We start from the raw sequence: 17,105 nt of genomic DNA on the forward strand, positions 1-17,105 counted from the left end.
GCTGAACACGCGATGCTGACTGAAGACAAGCAACGCCTGCATAGCCAGCAACCCGGCTTCAAGGCCTTTGTACAGTCGCAACTTGAGGAAGCGTTCCCCGCGATCAGGCCGCTGAATCCCGACATGCTCAGTTTCAATCGATACAGAGTGGGCGATGGACGCGAATCACTGGCCTCTTCAGAGCCCCTGATGGCTGCGCTGGCCAGGATGATCCGCGACATCCAGGCCAACCCGAATGCGTTGATGCGCCCGGAGCGAGGCATAAGCACTGAATTCACTTATCGACGAACCATTGCCGACCTGGCGGCACCGGCCTTTACCGAAGGAACGCTGCAATCCATTGCTCGCAGCATTGCCACGCAATACCCGCAGGCGCTTGAAGAATACTGGAGCACACCGCGGCCGGTGGAAAATCAGCCGACTCTCCAGATGTCGCCGCAAGAGCAACTGTTGTTCCTGCACAAAAAACAGCTGTCGATCCTCGCCTCACTGCGCCTGAGCGATGGCACCCTGAGCGCGACCGGCAAAGACCTGATCGACTCCGCGCTGCGCTACCCCACCCTGCAAGACCGAGAAAAACGCTTCACCGACGGTGATCGCTTTGGGGTGTACCCCATCACTGTGGATGACCAAACGGAACATGGCGCGATGCTGCCAGGGGCCTTTCTCATCACCCGAAAAGACGGCTCATATGCTACGCCGCCCACCTGGCCGAATGGGCGCGCACTTGCGCTCAACGATGACAATGGCCCCGTCGTGATGTACACGCCCAGCGAAGGTTTCGAGGAATTCGCAACCCCGGCCCAGGCGCGCCAGGCTTTGGCCAGCCGCCTGGACCAGGGCGGTGTCGAGGCCAAGTTGCTCCTGCAGGGCCTGCCCCCGGCTCTGCAAAACAGGCCCGACCCTATTACCGGAAAAGATCTGATGTCGAGTGTCGAGCCATCGGCCGGGGATGTGTTGGCGCAATCCATCCCCTGGATGCTCAAACGCCAGCGGGCAGACATTAATACCCACCTGAGCACAGCATTGGCGCCAGGCAAAACCGTCAACCCTCTTCTCGACAGTGCCACATTGGAAGGTATCGATAATGCGGCCGACTGGTCGTACCTCACCGATGGCACCAACGCCATGCTGGCCCGGGACGCCAAGCTGACCGACAAACTCCAACCCGAATGGTTGAAGAATCTAAGCCCCTTTCAAGAAGCCTTGTTTTTGCACTTGGACAAAGCGCAGGAACGGAGCCTGGATGCGCTGACGCCCCTGCTTGAAAAAATCCCGGCGCTGAACACCTTCGCCCGTGACCGCCTGAATGCAGCCATCAAACAGCGATACCCGGCAGCAGAAATCGATGCGGATCACCTCATGGTGCAGGTCCACACCCGCACCGCCATCCACGGCGGGAGAGGGACTGGCCAACCGCTCTATTCAAAGCAAGACGCGGTGTCCCTGACCGACTTGGCGCTGAAGAATCGCAGTGGCTTCCCTGCCGTCGAAAGAGGTGTATACACCGATGAGAAAATGACCTTGCCTCTGCGCGACAAGCACGGCAAGCCCTTACTGGACCTGAGCGGCAAGCCGATTACCCTGGACACCCACGATCTCAGGGCACTGGTCAATACCACCGATGTCGGGGGCGAATACACCAAACTGCTCAAACAGGAAATGGCCCCTGATGCCAAATCGGGGAATGCTGTGCACTTGCGCACAGCGTGGAAGGCTCATCTGGCAGACGCGATGGACAAAGAGGCGTTTCTGGCAGAACTCAGCCCCGACGCCTATACGGAACTGGCCAGCGACAACATCCATAAACGCGCGGCGCAGTGGGCGGATGCGGTACTGACTCACCCCGACCCTGCCACCCGCCCTCAAGTCGATGGGAAAACCATCGTCGCCAACAGCCTGCTCCACAGGGGGCTAGCGGTGCAGGGCGTGATGGTGATCGGCAACCAGACAGATCCATCACTGGTGCTGTACACCCCCAAGGCTCCCGACGGCATTACTTATCGCGAAGTGGCGGATCACAAGGCCCTCGACACCCTCCTGAAGAAAAAAGAGTGGGCAACCTATATCGCGCAAAGAAAATCACCGGTCAGTAAAGATGAGATCGATCAGTTCAAGGGAGCGCTTAAAGAAGTGGCGTACAACCCAACGAAATTGATGTCCCCCGAACTGGTGGTTTCGTCGGTCAAGCTGCTGGGAGGCGCCACTCGCCTTGAGCCCATAAAAGGTGATTTCCAAGACCATCTGTACAAGCAACACGTACAGATGGCGATCGACCGAGCGGATCACCAGTCCGTAAGCAGTGCGGAGGTCGCACGGCAATCGCTCAAGAACAAAATCGAGTTCGGCATTGAAGTGGCATTGATCTTTACTGACCTGATACCGGTGGCTGGCAAAGGCGTGTCTGCGGGTTTTCGTCTGGGCAAAGCCGGCATCAGCGCACTGCGTGCCAACAGCAGAGTGTTGCCGCACCTGATCAAAAGACCCGGCCTGGGACGGGCGATCTACAGTGATTTCACCCTGTCTGCGGCGGGTATCTCCAATGTTCGCGCGGCCCCCATGCGCCCGGTATTCAAGTCGTCGACGGCGACAGGCGCGATTACCTCGCGCCCTGGGCCAAGAGCACTGCCTGCGCCCGTCAGCCCAGTGCCGGCGCGCGCCTTCGCCAGCACTGGCAACACTATTGCCGGCTCACGCACGCCCAACGACGCCGTCATTCCTGAGCGCGACTTGAGTGCGTACGCCAGGCCTGGCGATATGATCAACGGTCGGACGCTCAGGAGTGACGGTACCTATAACGTTGGCGACGAGTGGTTCATCCGATTTACCGACAGTACCCGCGTGAGCAGGGTTTATCAGATCGATTCAGCCTTTCACGCTCGCAGTGGCTGGGTCAATATCATCGACCCGAACGTCCCATCAACTGCGCCCAAAAGCAGCAGAATCGTCGCCTCTGTACAACATGCGGGCAACGGTGAATGGCGCCTGAATCAACTGCCCGGTGGAGCCCCCACGCCGACGCCGGGAGCTTCGACGACAGGCGCCGAGGCCCCTGCCCGACGAGCGTTACCAGACGCCGAATATTTCAGCCTCAACAGAGGGCGGCTGGTCGAAGCCGACTTCACCCCTAAAACCCTGCCACTGGCCAGGTATTGGTTCAGGCGGGATATGTATAACTTCTACAAGAACATGCTCACTCAAGGCCAGATACCGCCGCGCCCGCCCCGGCTGGAGCTCGCACCCGGCACCTCGCCGGCCGACCTGTTGCGTAAGGCCTATGAAATCACCGACGTGGTGGTACTGGGGGAGTCCCATAGCGAAATCGCCAGTTTCCAGACGCTCAAAGAGAATATGCAGGCCCTCAAAGAGTCGGGGGTTACCACGCTGTATCTTGAGGGTGTCGAAACCAATACCGCGGGCCAGCTCATGGATGCGGGCATGGGGGGCCACCGTCCTCAAGGCGCGTCTCCTACGCTCTCGGAACTGGTTCAACTTGCCAATGACAATGGAATCACCGTCAAACCCCTAGAGCACCACTACTTGACCCGACGATCGGATATGCCCGATTTCTACAGGTACGTTGGGGATAACGACAACGGCATTACTCGCCTGCAAGAATTCAACTATTTCGCGACCCGTATTCTGCAAACACGCAAGCCGGGCGAAAAAGTACTCGCATTGGTAGGCAGAGCCCATATGAACACGGCCCGAAACGTTCCAGGCCTGGCGGAACTCAATTGAGGGGTGGGCATAGGCGTGTTCCCCGACAAAACATTCAACAAAAGTGTTGCCATCAGCGGCCCATCAATCCCGAGAGATCCCGAGGCTAACGTCACGAATAGCCTCACGGTAGGGGATTATCAGATCTTCCATAAAGTCACTTGAGTAATCACCGTCGTGCGTTGTTTGCGCGATGGTGAGCCTTTCACTGTCGCATGCTGGGACACGTGAAACCTCATGACCAAAATTGCGCCACCACCTACAGCAGCGCAACAATGTGAAGAACATAAGACATTATTAGCAATAAATATCTATAAAGCTTGTTTTAAACAGAAAATCTATCGATTTTTCCTGACCACCTTGCCATCTCACTTGGCCACGGTTAGGGTTGAGCTTATGAAAACCTCTCATACCCTCATTCAGCTCCGCCAGCACCGCAGCCTGTGCCTTGTCAGCGCACGACTGCCAGGCTGAATCGATCTGCCTCGTCCTCAAGTTTTATCCCTAATAACAGTTCCACGGCAGGCCGCCTTTTCTCGGCCCCTACAATCAAGGATTTCCCGATGAGCATGCTCAAAGACCCGTCTTCGAAATACCGCGCGTTCCCGACCATCGACATTCCGGACCGTACCTGGCCGTCGAAGACCATCACCCAAGCGCCGATCTGGTGCAGTTCTGACCTGCGTGATGGCAACCAGTCGCTGATCGAGCCGATGGACGCGGTGAAAAAGCTGCGCTTCTGGAAGACCCTGGTGGCCGTGGGCGTGAAGGAAATCGAAGCCTCGTTCCCGGCCGCTTCGCAAACCGACTTCGACTTCGTGCGTACCCTGATCGAAGACAACCACATCCCCGAGGACACCACCATCCAGGTGCTGACCCAGGGCCGTGAAGACTTGATCGCACGCACCTTCGAATCCCTGCGCGGCGCGAAGAAAGCCATTGTGCACTTGTACAATGCCACCTCGCCGTCGTTCCGCCGCATCGTGTTCAACCAGGACAAGGACGGCATCAAGGCCATCGCGGTCAACGCGGCCAAGCTGTTCGTCAAATACGCAGCCCTGCAGCCGGAAACCCAGTGGACCTTCGAATATTCCCCAGAGACCTTCAGCGCCACTGAGTTGGAGTTCGCCAAGGAAGTCTGCGACGCGGTGATCGAGGTGTGGAACCCGACGCCTGAGCACAAGATGATCCTCAACCTGCCAGCCACCGTCGAGTGCGCCACGCCGAATATCTATGCCGACCAGATCGAGTGGTTCGGTCGCCATATCAACCGTCGCGACAGCGTGATTATCAGCCTGCACACCCACAACGACCGTGGCACTGGCGTGGCGGCCACCGAGTTGGGCCTGATGGCCGGCGCCGACCGTGTGGAAGGCTGTCTGTTTGGCAACGGCGAGCGCACCGGTAACGTCGATTTGGTCACCGTGGCGCTGAACATGTACACCCAGGGCCTGGACCCGCAGTTGGACTTCTCGGACATTGACGGCGTACGTAAAGTGGTCGAGGAATGCAACCAGATCCAGGTGCACCCACGTCACCCCTATGTGGGCGACCTGGTACACACCGCGTTCTCTGGTTCCCACCAGGACGCGATCCGCAAAGGCTTCTCCCAGCAGAAAGACGATGCTTTGTGGGAAGTGCCGTACTTGCCGATCGACCCGGCCGATATTGGCCGCAGCTACGAGGCGGTGATCCGCGTGAACAGCCAGTCGGGCAAAGGCGGTATCGCCTACCTGCTGGAGCAGGAATACGACATCAGCTTGCCGCGTCGCATGCAGATCGAGTTCAGCCAGGTGGTGCAGGCCGAAACCGACCGCGTGGGCCTGGAGATGACCGCGCCACAGATCTACGCCTTGCTGCAGCGTGAATACCTGCAAGCCAACACGCCGTACGCGTTGGTCAGCCACCGCCTGCAGGAAGAGAATGGCAACAGCTTTGTCGAAGTAGAAGTGTCCGGCAAAGGCCAGGGCGAAACCAACCTGCATTGGAAGGGCAAAGGCAACGGTGCATTGGAAGCGCTGGTAGCGGGCCTGCCGATTGGCGTGGAGATCATGGACTACAACGAACACGCGATTGGTGCGGGTACCAATGCCAAGGCGGCGGCCTATATTGAACTGCGCGTGAACGGCGAACGCCCGGTGCATGGAGTGGGTATCGATGAAAACATCACCACCGCCAGCTTCAAGGCGCTGTTCAGCGCACTGAACCGTTCGTTGAGCCAGTTGGAAGCCAAAGCCGCGTAATCGGACGCTGAAATGCGAAAGGCCCCTGGGTGTGAATCCAGGGGCCTTCTCGTTTCAATACCTTGTAGGAGCGAGCTTGCTCGCGAAAAACCCAAAGGCACCGCTGGCAACCTGATAACGCTGCGTTATCGTTGGCGCTTTTCGCGAGCAAGCTCGCTCCTACAGAAACTGAAAGCTATCGGCATCCAGGTTCGCCGGGAACCGGGTGCGATAAGCAGACAACTCCGCCGCATCCAGGATCACCTGGAACACCCCATCCGCCTCCCCCGCACTCAGCAAAGTCTCACCCTGAAAATCCAGCACCTGGCTATCACCGGTGTAGGCAAAGCCCTTGCCGTCGGTGCCCACCCGGTTCACCGCCGCCACGTAACACAGGTTCTCAATGGCCCGCGCCGGCAACAGCCGATTCCAATGCTGACGCCGAGCGCCCGGCCAGTTGGCGGTGTACAGCAGCAAGTCCGTATCCTGGGCGTCGCGACTCCACACCGGGAAGCGCAGGTCATAGCAGATCAGCGGGCGAATGCGCCAACCCTTCAACTCGAACTGCACTTGGCGTTCACCGGGGGTGTAATGGTCATGTTCACCGGCCATGCGGAACAGGTGGCGCTTGTCGTAATGCAATACCTCGCCATCCGGCCGCGCCCATAGCAAGCGATTGCGGTGGCTGCCATCGGCGGCCTGGATGATTACACTGCCGGTAATCACGGCCTGATACTTCGCCGCCTGGGCCTGGAGCCAATGATGGGTGGGGCCGTTTTCCGGCTCGGCGAGGGTTTCTGATTCCATGGAAAAACCGGTGGTGAACATCTCTGGCAGCACCATCAAGTCGGCGCCTTTGACCTGCTCCAGCAGCAACTCGAAGTGTTCGAAGTTGGCCTGGCGGTCATGCCAGGCCAGGCTCGTCTGCACCAGGGCAATGTTCAGATTCGGCAATGTACTCAGATCACGCATAGTTTTTCCGCCGCTTGTCGCAACGTCTCCTCGCGTTTGGCAAAGCACAGGCGCACCAGGCGCTGGCCTTGGGGTGGGTGCTGGTAGAACACCGAAACCGGAATGGTCGCCACGCCATGTTCGCGGGTCATCCACAGGGACATGGCGACGTCATCCAGGTCTGGGCGAATCTGCGAGTAATCCACCAGCTGGAAATAAGTGCCGGTCACCCGGTTAAAACTGAAGCGGGACGGCGCCAGCAGGTCGCAAAACAAATCGCGCTTGGCCTGGTAAAAGGCCGGCAGTTCTTCGACATGTTCCGGGTGTTCGGCCATGAAGTCCGCCAAAGCGTACTGCAAAGGGGTGACGCCGCAGAAGTTGACATATTGATGCACCTTGCGCAGTTCGGCGCTGAGGGCCGATGGCGCGACCACGTAGCCGGTCTTCCAGCCCGTGACGTGATAGGTCTTGCCGAATGAGCTGACCACGAACGCGCGCTGATACAGCTCCTCATGGGCCAGTACGCTGACGTGGGGCACACCGTCGAACACCAAGTGTTCGTAGACCTCATCGCTGACCAGGTAGATATCGCGGTCGCGGATCAGTTCGGCCAACTGGTCCAGCTCGGCGCGGCTGATCAGCGCGCCAGTCGGGTTATGTGGCGAGTTTATGATGATCATGCGCGTGCGCGGTGACAGCGCCGCCTTGATCTTCTCGAAGTCGAGGGCAAAGCCGTCCAGGCTCAGTTGCACATGTACGCAACGACCACCGGCCAGTTCCACCGAGGGCTCATAGCTGTCATAGCAGGGGTCGAACACGATGACTTCATCGCCATTGCCAATCACCGCCTGGATCGCGCAGAAGATCGCCTCGGTGGCCCCCGGCGTGATGGTCACTTCCGTGTCCGCATTCACCGTGGCGCCATAACTTCGGGCGATCTTGGCCGCCACTTGCTGGCGCAGCACCGGCAGGCCTGTCATGGGGGCGTACTGGTTATGACCGAGGGCGATGTGCTTACCGACTGCATCGAGCAAACCCTGAGGGCCATTGAAATCGGGAAAGCCCTGGGACAGATTGAGCGCACCGGTTTCGGCGGCGAGTTGCGACATGGTGGTGAAAATGGTCGTGCCGACGTTTGGCAGCTTACTGGTGATCATAGGAGCCCCCTTCGGGTGAGCTGCAAGTTTTAAGCTGCAAGCTGCAAGCAGGTCAAGGGGCAAACCGCCAGGTACAAAAAAGGGCTCCGAAGGAGCCCTCTCTTGCAGCTTGTAGCTTACAACTCGAAGCTGCCGTTATTTCTTGTCACGGCGCTTCTTGTCGGCCTTCTTGTGGTGAGTCATCAAACGACGCTTCTTGTTCACCTGACGGTCGGTCAGTGTGTTCTTGTTGCCTTCGTATGGGTTCTCGCCACCCTTGAACTCGATACGGATCGGCGTACCAACCAGCTTCAAGACACGGCGGTAGGTGTTTTCCAGGTAACGCACGTAGGACTTGGGCACCTTCTCGATCTGGTTACCGTGAATCACGATAATCGGCGGGTTGGCACCACCCAAGTGGGCGTAACGCAGTTTGATCCGGCGGTTGTTGACCATCGGTGGTGCGTGCTCGCCCACCGCGTCTTCCAGGATCTGGGTGAGACGGTTGGTCGGCCAGCGGGTGACCGCAGACTTGAACGAGTTCTGTACGGACGCGTAGAGGTTGCCCACGCCAGTGCCGTGCAGTGCCGAGATAAAGTGGATATCGGCGAATTCCACGAAGAACAACCGGCGTTGCAGCTCGATCTTGACGAAATCACGCTCGCTCGGCGTCATGCCGTCCCACTTGTTGATCGCGATCACCAAGGCACGGCCGGCTTCCAGGGCAAAGCCCAGCAAGTTGAGGTCGTGGTCCACCACGCCTTCGCGGGCGTCCATTACGAAGATCACCACGTTGGCGTCTTTGATCGCTTGCAGGGTTTTGACCACGGAGAACTTTTCAACTTCTTCGTGGATCTTGCCGCGCTTGCGCACACCGGCGGTGTCGATCAGCGTGTATTTTTCCTCGTTGCGTTCGAACGGGATGTAGATGCTGTCGCGGGTGGTACCGGGTTGGTCGTAGACGATAACGCGATCTTCACCGAGCATACGGTTGACCAGGGTCGACTTGCCGACGTTCGGGCGGCCGATGATAGCGATCTTGATACCGTCTTTTTCGCTCGGGCCAGGAATGCGCTTGGCTTCCTCGCCTTCAGCGACGATCTCTTCCTCACCCTCTTCTTCCTCATCGTCATCCTTGGGAAAGGTGCTGAGGGCGATTTCCAGCATCTGGGTGATGCCGCGGCCGTGAGCACCGGCGACCGGGATCGCATCGCCCAGGCCCATCGGGCTGAATTCGGCACGGGCGGCCTCAGGATCGATGTTGTCGATCTTGTTGGCGACCAGATAGGAACGCTTGTTACGCTTGCGCAGGTGCTCGCCAATCATCTGGTCGGCAGCCGTGTAGCCCGCGCGGGCGTCCACCAGGAACAGCACCACATCGGCTTCTTCGATAGCGAGCAGGGACTGCTCGGCCATCTTTTCGTCCATGCCATGCTCGTCACCGGAGATACCACCGGTGTCGACAATAATGTAGGAGCGCCCTTGCCACTTTGCCTCACCGTATTGGCGATCACGGGTCAGACCGGACAAGTCGCCGACAATGGCGTCGCGAGTCCTGGTCAGGCGGTTGAACAAGGTGGACTTGCCGACGTTAGGTCGGCCCACCAGGGCGATTACGGGAACCATGCGGCTCTCCACTTCGTTATTTCAGAAAATACAAAAGCCGCTGCAGGGCAGCGGCTGGTGCTCGGGGCAGCATTTAAAATGCCACATGCCCTGCTTCTGCCCCCGCCACTGTAGGAGCGAGCTTGCTCGCGAAAAACCCGAGAACAACGCGTTTATCCAGAAAACCCGCGTTATCGTTGACGTCCTTCGCGAGCAAGCTCGCTCCTACAGCAACCGGTATTGAAGCAGGGCCGCCTGGGGGTTACCCCAAGCATAGTCAAACCTTTACTTGATGGTCAGGGCTTCCAGCTTGCCGCCGTTGCCATACACATAAAGCATGTTACCCACCACCAGCGGACGCGCACGCAGGCCGTCGCTGTCGATACGCTGGCGACCGACAAAACGACCGTCCACCTGGCTCAGCAGGTGCAGGTAGCCTTCGAAGTCACCCACAGCTACGTAGCTGGAGAAGACTTCCGGTGCCGACAGTTGACGGCGAGCCAGGGAGTCATTGCTCCAAAGTGCAGTGGTGGAACGCTCATCGACACTTTCAACGGTGCCGGATGCCAGGCTCACATAGACGCTGCCAAACCCTTGGGCGACACCCGCATAGCTGGAGGCATCACGCTGCCAGTTGATGCGACCGCTTTGCAGGTCCAGCGCGGCAACACGACCCTGGTAGGTGGCGACGTAGAGCGTTTCCCCCGACAGCAGCAAGCCGCCGTCGATGTCTACAACGCGATCCAGTTCGGAACGACCTTGCGGGATGGCCACACGAGTTTCCCAGGCCGGCACGCCGTTCTGGGTATTCAGGGCAACCACTTTACCGGTCGACAGGCCAGCAACGGCCAGGTTGTTGGTCACAATCGGACCACTGGTACCGCGCAGGGTCAACACCGCGGGGGTGCTGTCGTACAACCAGCGTTGGTCGCCGGTAGAGGCATCCAGGCCGATCACACGGTCATCCTGGGTTTGCACCACGACGATATCGCCGTTGGTCGCCGGTGCCGAGAGCACTTCACTGGTCACGCGAGCGCGCCATTTCTCTTCACCCGTGCTGGAATCAAGCGCGACCACGTCGCCCTTGAGCGTGCCGATCAGCACCATGCCGTAGCCGACGCCCACACCGCCGGAAACTGGCAGTTCGAGGTCTTTCTTCCACTTGACGTCGCCATTCATGCGATCCATGGCAACCACGACACCCGTGGAATCAGCGGCCACGATGTTGTCGCCGTCAATCGCCGGCTGCAACAGGTTGTAGAGGTCGCCCTGCCCATCACCAATGGATTGGCTCCATTGTTTTTGCAGGACTACTTCTTCCTTGAAGCTGGTCAGCTCGGCAGGAGGCAGTTCTTTTTTGCTGTTGCTGCTGCAACCCGCGGCCAAAACGGCCAGAGCCAGCAATGCTGCATGTTTCCAACGGATCACGTCACGCATCCCCTTTGGCCAAGTCGTCGAGCTTGATTTGTAAGCCACCGACCGCCGCTTCATCAGACAGCGCCGCCTTGGCTTTTTGGTACGCAGCATGGGCTTCGTCGGTACGACCCAATTGGACCAACAGGTCGCCCTTGAGCTCTTCGCGAGTGGCCACGAATGCCTTGTCAGCATCGCCGTCGAGCAGTTTGAGTGCTTCGTCAGCCTTGTTCTGTGCCGCCAATACCTGTGCCAGGCGCTGACGTGCGATTTCACCCAGGGTCGGGTTGGTCGGCTTGTCGGCAATGGCCTTCAGCTCGGTCGCGGCGTCATCCAGCTTGCCGGTGTCGACCGCGACTTTCGCGACGAACAGGCTGCCGTACTGGGCGTAGGTGCTACCGCCGAATTCGTTCTTCAGCTTGCCGGCCAGGTCTGCAACCTGCGCAGGGTCAGGCTTGCCGTCCGGCGTCAGGGTAGTTTCCAGCAGTTGCTGATAAACGATCGAGGCACCTTGGGACTGGTTGGCCTGATACTTGGTCCAGGCTTGCCAGCCGAACACCACCACTAGCGCCAGCAGGCCGCCTGTGACCAGGGGCTTGCCGTTACGCTGCCACCAGTCCTTGAAGTCGGCCAGTTGCTCATCATCAGTACTCGACACCCCAATACTCCTTAATCGCTAAATTCGGCTGTTCGACAGCTTCAACCCTGCACAACGCAGGTGGCCAAGTGCGCAGCGAGCGCATCAAAGGCAATGTTCTGTTGTTCGCCCTGGCCACGCAGGGGTTTGAAACCTACCACTTGCTGGGCCAGCTCGTCATCGCCGAGGATCAGTGCGTAAAGCGCACCGCTCTTGTCGGCCTTCTTGAACTGGCTCTTGAAGCTACCAGCGCCGGCATTGATCTGCAGGCGCAGGTTGGGCAGTTGGTCACGTACTTTTTCGCTCAAGGCCAGGGCCGCCAGTTCGGCAGCCTCGCCGAAGGCGCACAGGTACACGTCCACCTGACGGGAAATTTCTTCCGGGACCTGCTCCAGGGTTTCCAGCAGCAGGATCAGCCGCTCGATGCCCATGGCAAAACCTACGCCCGTGGTCGGCTTGCCGCCCATCTGCTCGACCAGGCCGTCGTAGCGACCACCGGCACACACGGTGCCCTGGGCGCCGAGCTTGTCGGTGACCCACTCGAACACGGTCTTGCTGTAGTAGTCGAGGCCACGCACCAGCTTGGGGTTGATCACGTAGGGAATACCGGCTGCATCCAGGCGAGCCTTGAGGCCCTCGAAATGCACGCGGGACTCGTCGTCCAGGTAATCGGCCATTTTCGGCGCATTGACCAGCACGGCCTGGGTGTCGGCGTTCTTGGTATCCAGGACGCGCAACGGGTTGGTCTTCAGACGGCGTTGGCTGTCTTCGTCCAGCTTGTCCAGGTGGGCCGACAGGTACTCGACCAGGGCTTCGCGATAACGCCCCCGGGACTCGCTGGTGCCCAAGCTGTTGAGTTCAAGCTTGACCGCATCGCGGATGCCCAGTTGGCCCCATAGGCGCCAGGTCAGCACGATCAGCTCGGCGTCGATGTCCGGGCCGTCCAGGTTGAAAACTTCGCAACCGATCTGGTGAAACTGGCGGTAACGGCCTTTCTGTGGGCGCTCGTGGCGGAACATCGGGCCGATGTACCACAGCTTCTGGGTCTGGCCACCACCGGTGATGCCATGTTCCAGTACGGCGCGAACGCACGCGGCCGTGCCTTCCGGACGCAGGGTCAGGGAGTCGCCGTTACGGTCTTCAAAGGTGTACATCTCTTTTTCGACGATGTCGGTCACTTCACCGATGGAGCGCTTGAACAGCTCGGTGAACTCGACGATCGGCATGCGGATCTGCTTGTAACCGTAGTTATCCAGCAGGCGCGCGACAGTGCTTTCGAAGTAGCGCCACAATGGCGTCTGCTCCGGCAGGATGTCGTTCATGCCACGAATGGCTTGCAGAGACTTGCTCACATCAGATCCTTAAATTCGTTCAATCAGCCGCGAGCGATCAGCGCTGCGTCAGCGGCGACCTTCTCGGCCGCTTTCTCGCGGATCAGCTTTTCCAGCTGATCCACCAGATTGTCATTCGTTAGCTTCTGCGACGGTTTGCCGTCGATGTAAATCAGGTTCGGTGTACCACCGGTCAGGCCCACATGGGCCTCTTTGGCCTCACCCGGCCCGTTGACCACACAACCGATCACTGCAACATCCAGCGGCACCAGCAGGTCTTCCAGGCGCAACTCCAGGTCGTTCATGGTTTTCACCACGTCGAAATTCTGTCGCGAGCAGCTCGGGCAGGCGATGAAGTTGATACCACGGGAACGCAAACGCAGGGATTTGAGAATGTCGTAGCCGACCTTCACTTCCTCTACGGGGTCTGCCGCCAGGGAGATGCGGATAGTATCGCCAATCCCTTCGGCGAGCAGCATACCGAGACCCACCGCAGATTTCACTGTGCCTGAGCGCAAACCGCCCGCTTCAGTGATACCCAGGTGCAGCGGTTGCACGATTTCCTTGGCCAGCAGGCGGTAGGCTTCTACGGCCATGAACACATCGGAAGCCTTTACGCTGACCTTGAAGTCCTGGAAATTCAGGCGTTCAAGGTGTTCAACGTGGCGCAGTGCCGACTCGACCAGCGCCGCCGGAGTGGGCTCGCCGTATTTCTTTTGCAGGTCTTTTTCCAGGGAACCGGCGTTGACGCCGATACGGATCGGGATACCGCGATCACGGGCAGCATCCACCACAGCGCGCACGCGGTCTTCACGCCCGATGTTGCCGGGGTTGATACGCAGGCAGTCCACACCCAGTTCGGCCACGCGCAACGCGATCTTGTAGTCGAAGTGAATATCGGCAACCAGTGGCACCTTGACCAACTGCTTGATACGACCAAAGGCCTCGGCTGCGTCCATGTCCGGAACGGACACCCGCACGATGTCCACGCCAGCCGCTTCCAGACGATTGATCTGGGCAACGGTGGCAGCCACATCGTTGGTGTCACTGTTGGTCATGCTCTGCACTGCAATGGGGGCGTCGCCACCCACCGGCACCGAGCCGACCCAGATCTTGCGCGATACGCGACGTTTGATTGGAGATTCGCCGTGCATGACTATTGTCCCAACTTGAGGCGAGCAGTCTCGCCACTGGTGAACGGCGCCACGTCTACAGGCTGGCCGTTATAGGCCACTTGCGCGCCACGGGCAAAGCCCAGACGCAGCGTCAAAGGAGGCTTGCCGCCCTGGTCAAGCGTATCTCCCTTACGCTTCAAACCGCTGAACAGCACTTTGCCGTTGCCATCGGTGACCTGCGTCCAGCAGTCCGCGATGAAGGTAATTTGTACGCGCCCATCACCGGCGATCAATGCCGGGGTGGTGGGAGGCGACATCGCCGGCGCTGCGGGTGCGGCTGGCGCAGGGGTCGCGGGTGCAGGTGTTGGAACCGCGACCGCCGGAGCCTGGGCCACGGGTGCTACCGCAATTGTCGGAGCAGCCGGGGCTGGTACCACAGCCGTCGCAGTCGGGGCCGTACCGGCTTCTGGCACGGGTTGCTCGGCAGTGGCCGGCGCTTGCGGCGCGGCTTGCCCTTCTACCACGGCCTGGTCTTCCGGCTCATCCAAGGGGTGAATCTGGGTGGTGCCGTCGGCGCTTTCGACTTCGACATGTTCCATGGCGTTGCTGGTCAGGTCTTTGTTGCGCTGGGAGGCCTGGTCTTGCCACCAGACAAAACCGCCGCCGACCACGGCAATCAGCAACAACAGGCTGACAATCCGCAAAATCGTGTGGGAAACCCGCGTTGGCTCTTCGATACGCCCCAACCCATGGACATTACTGCCCTGGGCGTCGGTACCGGTGAACTGGTCGAATTCCTGGACCAGCACGGCCTGGTCGATACCCAGCAATTTGGCATAGGCGCGAATATAGCCGCGGGCAAAGGTGTGCCCAGGCAGCTTGTCGAACGCGCCGGCTTCCAGGTTGGCCAGGGAGGTGCTGGTCAAATTGAGCTTGAGGGCCACTTCCGCCAGCGACCAACCATTGCTTTCGCGGGCCTGGCGCAAGGTTTCGCCTGGGTTGACGCGATTAGCTGCTACATCTTCCGGGTGCGCGGCTTTCATCATTGCTCCGACAGGTATTGCTGATATTCCGGCGTACCGGGATAGAGTCGTTCGAGTTGCTGGCCAAAACGTGCGGCCGTGTCGTGTTCTTCATGAACCGTCGCCAGGCGCACACCGAGCAATAGACTACGTGCATTTTGCCCGCTGAGCAGGCTAAAACGCTCGTAATAGTCACGGGCCGGCACATAATGCCTGTCTTCGTAAGACAACTCAGCCATTTCGAGCAATGCCCGTGGCTGGCGACTGTTCAGGTGCAGGGCTTTTTCCAACTGCTGGCGGGCGCTGTCGCGCTGACCGAGGCGCATCGAGGTCACACCGAGGTTCTCGAACACCCGCGAACGCTGCGGGTAGAGCGTATCGGTGGCGGCTTGCTGAAAATAACGTGAGGCCAGGTCATACCGTTTCTGCTCGAACAGGAAACTGCCGTAGTTGTTCAGCAGGCGCGGATCGGCAGGGCGGGAGGCCAGGGCCTTGTGGAAATAGCGGTCGGCCAGCTCGGGCTCGGCCTGAGCCTGAAACACCAAGGCCAGCGCGGCGTTGGCATCGGCATCATCGGCGTCCAGCTCAAGGGCTTTTTTCAACGGCACCTTGGCCTGCTCGCTCATGCCTTGGCGCAGGTACCCCAAACCCAGTTGCACATAGGCAACTCGCGCCTCATCACGGCCTTTATCAGTGCGCAACGGGCTGTCATGGCCCGATGAAACGCAACCGGCCACGAGGCCGGTAAACAGTAAAAGCAGCGCAAGGCGCAAGGGCATAGAGATCCTCTCTCAGATTCGATTCACAGCGATTTGCGGCAAATCTTCAGCGGCGTTAAGTTCGCGCACGGCGATATAACGCTCACTGCGGCGGGTGCGGTCCATCACCTGCCCTACCAATTGGCCACACGCGGCATCGATGTCTTCACCACGGGTGGTTCGCACAGTGACGTTATAGCCGGCCTGGTGCAGTTGATCCTGGAAACGACGGATGGCGTTGTTGCTGGGCCGCTCGTAGCCAGAATGGGGAAACGGGTTGAACGGGATCAAGTTGATCTTGCACGGGGTGTCCTTGAGCAATTCGATCATCTCGACCGCGTGCTCCAGCTTGTCGTTGACGTCCTTGAGCATGGTGTACTCAATGGTCAGCACACGTTTCTCACCCAGGGTCGCCATATAACGCTGGCACGATTCGAGCAGCATCTTAAGCGGATACTTCTTGTTGATCGGCACCAATTGGTTACGCAATGCGTCATTAGGTGCATGCAGCGACAACGCCAGGGAAACGTCGATGTGCTTGGCCAGCTCATCGATCATCGGTACCACGCCGGAGGTCGACAGGGTCACACGGCGCTTGGAGATGCCGTAGCCCAGGTCGTCCATCATCAAATGCATGGCCGCAATCACGTTGTCGAAGTTCAGCAGCGGCTCACCCATGCCCATCATCACCACGTTGGTGATGGCACGGTCGACGGTCGCCGGGACGCTGCCAAAGGATTTGTTGGCAATCCACACCTGGCCGATGACTTCGGCGGCGGTGAGGTTGCTATTGAAGCCTTGCTTGCCGGTGGAGCAGAAACTGCAGTCCAGGGCACAGCCTGCCTGGGACGAAACGCACAAAGTGCCACGTTTGCCCTGGGGAATGTACACGGTCTCGACACAGCTGCCAGACGCCACGCGCACGACCCACTTACGGGTACCGTCGCTGGAAATGTCCTCGCTGACCACTTCGGGACCACGCACCTCGGCAATGGCCTTGAGCTTGTCGCGCAGGGCCTTGCTGACGTTCGTCATGGCGTCGAAATCGTCGACGCCAAAGTGGTGAATCCACTTCATTACCTGACCGGCACGGAAACGCTTCTCCCCGATTGAGTCGAAGAATTTCTCCATTTCCGGCTGAGTCAGACCCAGCAGGTTGGTTTTAACAGTCGATGTAGTCATGGATTCACCCTCA

13 protein-coding genes are annotated in these 17,105 nt (G+C 59.3%); 3 read left to right on the plus strand and 10 right to left on the minus strand.

Annotated features, from left to right (window positions below):
• Nucleotides 1–12: 12 nt before the first annotated feature.
• The 3 genes from BUE92_RS02660 (at nt 13) to leuA (ending at nt 5,963) form a co-directional block, all read left to right on the plus strand.
• Nucleotides 13–3,741 carry a membrane-targeted effector domain-containing toxin gene (locus BUE92_RS02660; RefSeq protein WP_178380673.1) on the plus strand — a complete coding sequence of 1,243 codons (3,729 nt, stop codon included), beginning with the start codon at nt 13–15 and terminating at the stop codon, nt 3,739–3,741.
• 216 nt (nt 3,742–3,957) lie between these two features.
• A complete protein-coding gene (locus BUE92_RS28435; RefSeq protein ID WP_178380674.1) occupies nt 3,958–4,194 on the plus strand; it encodes a hypothetical protein in 237 nt (78 codons plus the stop codon).
• Between the two features lie 89 nt (nt 4,195–4,283).
• Complete coding sequence (gene leuA / locus BUE92_RS02670; RefSeq protein ID WP_073521826.1) at nt 4,284–5,963, plus strand: 2-isopropylmalate synthase; 1,680 nt, start codon at nt 4,284–4,286, stop codon at nt 5,961–5,963.
• 159 nt (nt 5,964–6,122) lie between these two features.
• Here leuA and BUE92_RS02675 read toward each other — a convergent pair whose 3' ends face one another.
• From BUE92_RS02675 to rlmN, 10 genes are all read right to left on the minus strand, one after another.
• The gene (locus BUE92_RS02675) at nt 6,123–6,914 is read right to left on the minus strand and encodes an amidohydrolase (RefSeq protein ID WP_073521827.1); all 792 of its coding nucleotides are present in this window, start codon (nt 6,912–6,914) and stop codon (nt 6,123–6,125) included.
• On the minus strand, nt 6,902–8,050 hold the full coding sequence (locus BUE92_RS02680) for a pyridoxal phosphate-dependent aminotransferase (protein WP_073521828.1): 1,149 nt from the start codon (nt 8,048–8,050) through the stop codon (nt 6,902–6,904). Before BUE92_RS02680 ends, BUE92_RS02675 begins: the two co-directional genes overlap by 13 nt.
• 135 nt (nt 8,051–8,185) lie before the next feature.
• Complete coding sequence (gene der, locus BUE92_RS02685) at nt 8,186–9,655, minus strand: ribosome biogenesis GTPase Der (RefSeq protein WP_073521829.1); 1,470 nt, start codon at nt 9,653–9,655, stop codon at nt 8,186–8,188.
• Nucleotides 9,656–9,919: 264 nt separating this feature from the next.
• Complete coding sequence (gene bamB, locus BUE92_RS02690; RefSeq protein WP_073521830.1) at nt 9,920–11,071, minus strand: outer membrane protein assembly factor BamB; 1,152 nt, start codon at nt 11,069–11,071, stop codon at nt 9,920–9,922.
• Nucleotides 11,064–11,705, minus strand: a complete 642-nt coding sequence (locus tag BUE92_RS02695; protein ID WP_056789048.1) for a YfgM family protein — start codon at nt 11,703–11,705, stop codon at nt 11,064–11,066. Before BUE92_RS02695 ends, bamB begins: the two co-directional genes overlap by 8 nt.
• Nucleotides 11,706–11,746: 41 nt before the next feature.
• A complete protein-coding gene (hisS, locus tag BUE92_RS02700) occupies nt 11,747–13,036 on the minus strand; it encodes a histidine--tRNA ligase (RefSeq protein ID WP_073521831.1) in 1,290 nt (429 codons plus the stop codon).
• 23 nt (nt 13,037–13,059) lie between these two features.
• Nucleotides 13,060–14,169 (minus strand): flavodoxin-dependent (E)-4-hydroxy-3-methylbut-2-enyl-diphosphate synthase, encoded by a 1,110-nt coding sequence (ispG, locus tag BUE92_RS02705; RefSeq protein WP_034115889.1) that lies wholly within the window; start codon nt 14,167–14,169, stop codon nt 13,060–13,062.
• Between the two features lie 2 nt (nt 14,170–14,171).
• Entirely contained in the window at nt 14,172–15,173 is a 1,002-nt protein-coding gene (locus tag BUE92_RS02710; protein ID WP_073521832.1) for a RodZ domain-containing protein, read from the minus strand.
• Nucleotides 15,173–15,931, minus strand: a complete 759-nt coding sequence (gene pilW / locus BUE92_RS02715) for a type IV pilus biogenesis/stability protein PilW (RefSeq protein ID WP_014719819.1) — start codon at nt 15,929–15,931, stop codon at nt 15,173–15,175. Before pilW ends, BUE92_RS02710 begins: the two co-directional genes overlap by 1 nt.
• A gap of 12 nt (nt 15,932–15,943) precedes the next feature.
• On the minus strand, nt 15,944–17,092 hold the full coding sequence (rlmN, locus tag BUE92_RS02720; protein WP_003194014.1) for a 23S rRNA (adenine(2503)-C(2))-methyltransferase RlmN: 1,149 nt from the start codon (nt 17,090–17,092) through the stop codon (nt 15,944–15,946).
• Nucleotides 17,093–17,105 lie beyond the last annotated feature (13 nt).

The sequence above is a fragment of the Pseudomonas fluorescens genome, from assembly GCF_001902145.1.
GTDB lineage: Bacteria > Pseudomonadota > Gammaproteobacteria > Pseudomonadales > Pseudomonadaceae > Aquipseudomonas > Aquipseudomonas fluorescens_BV.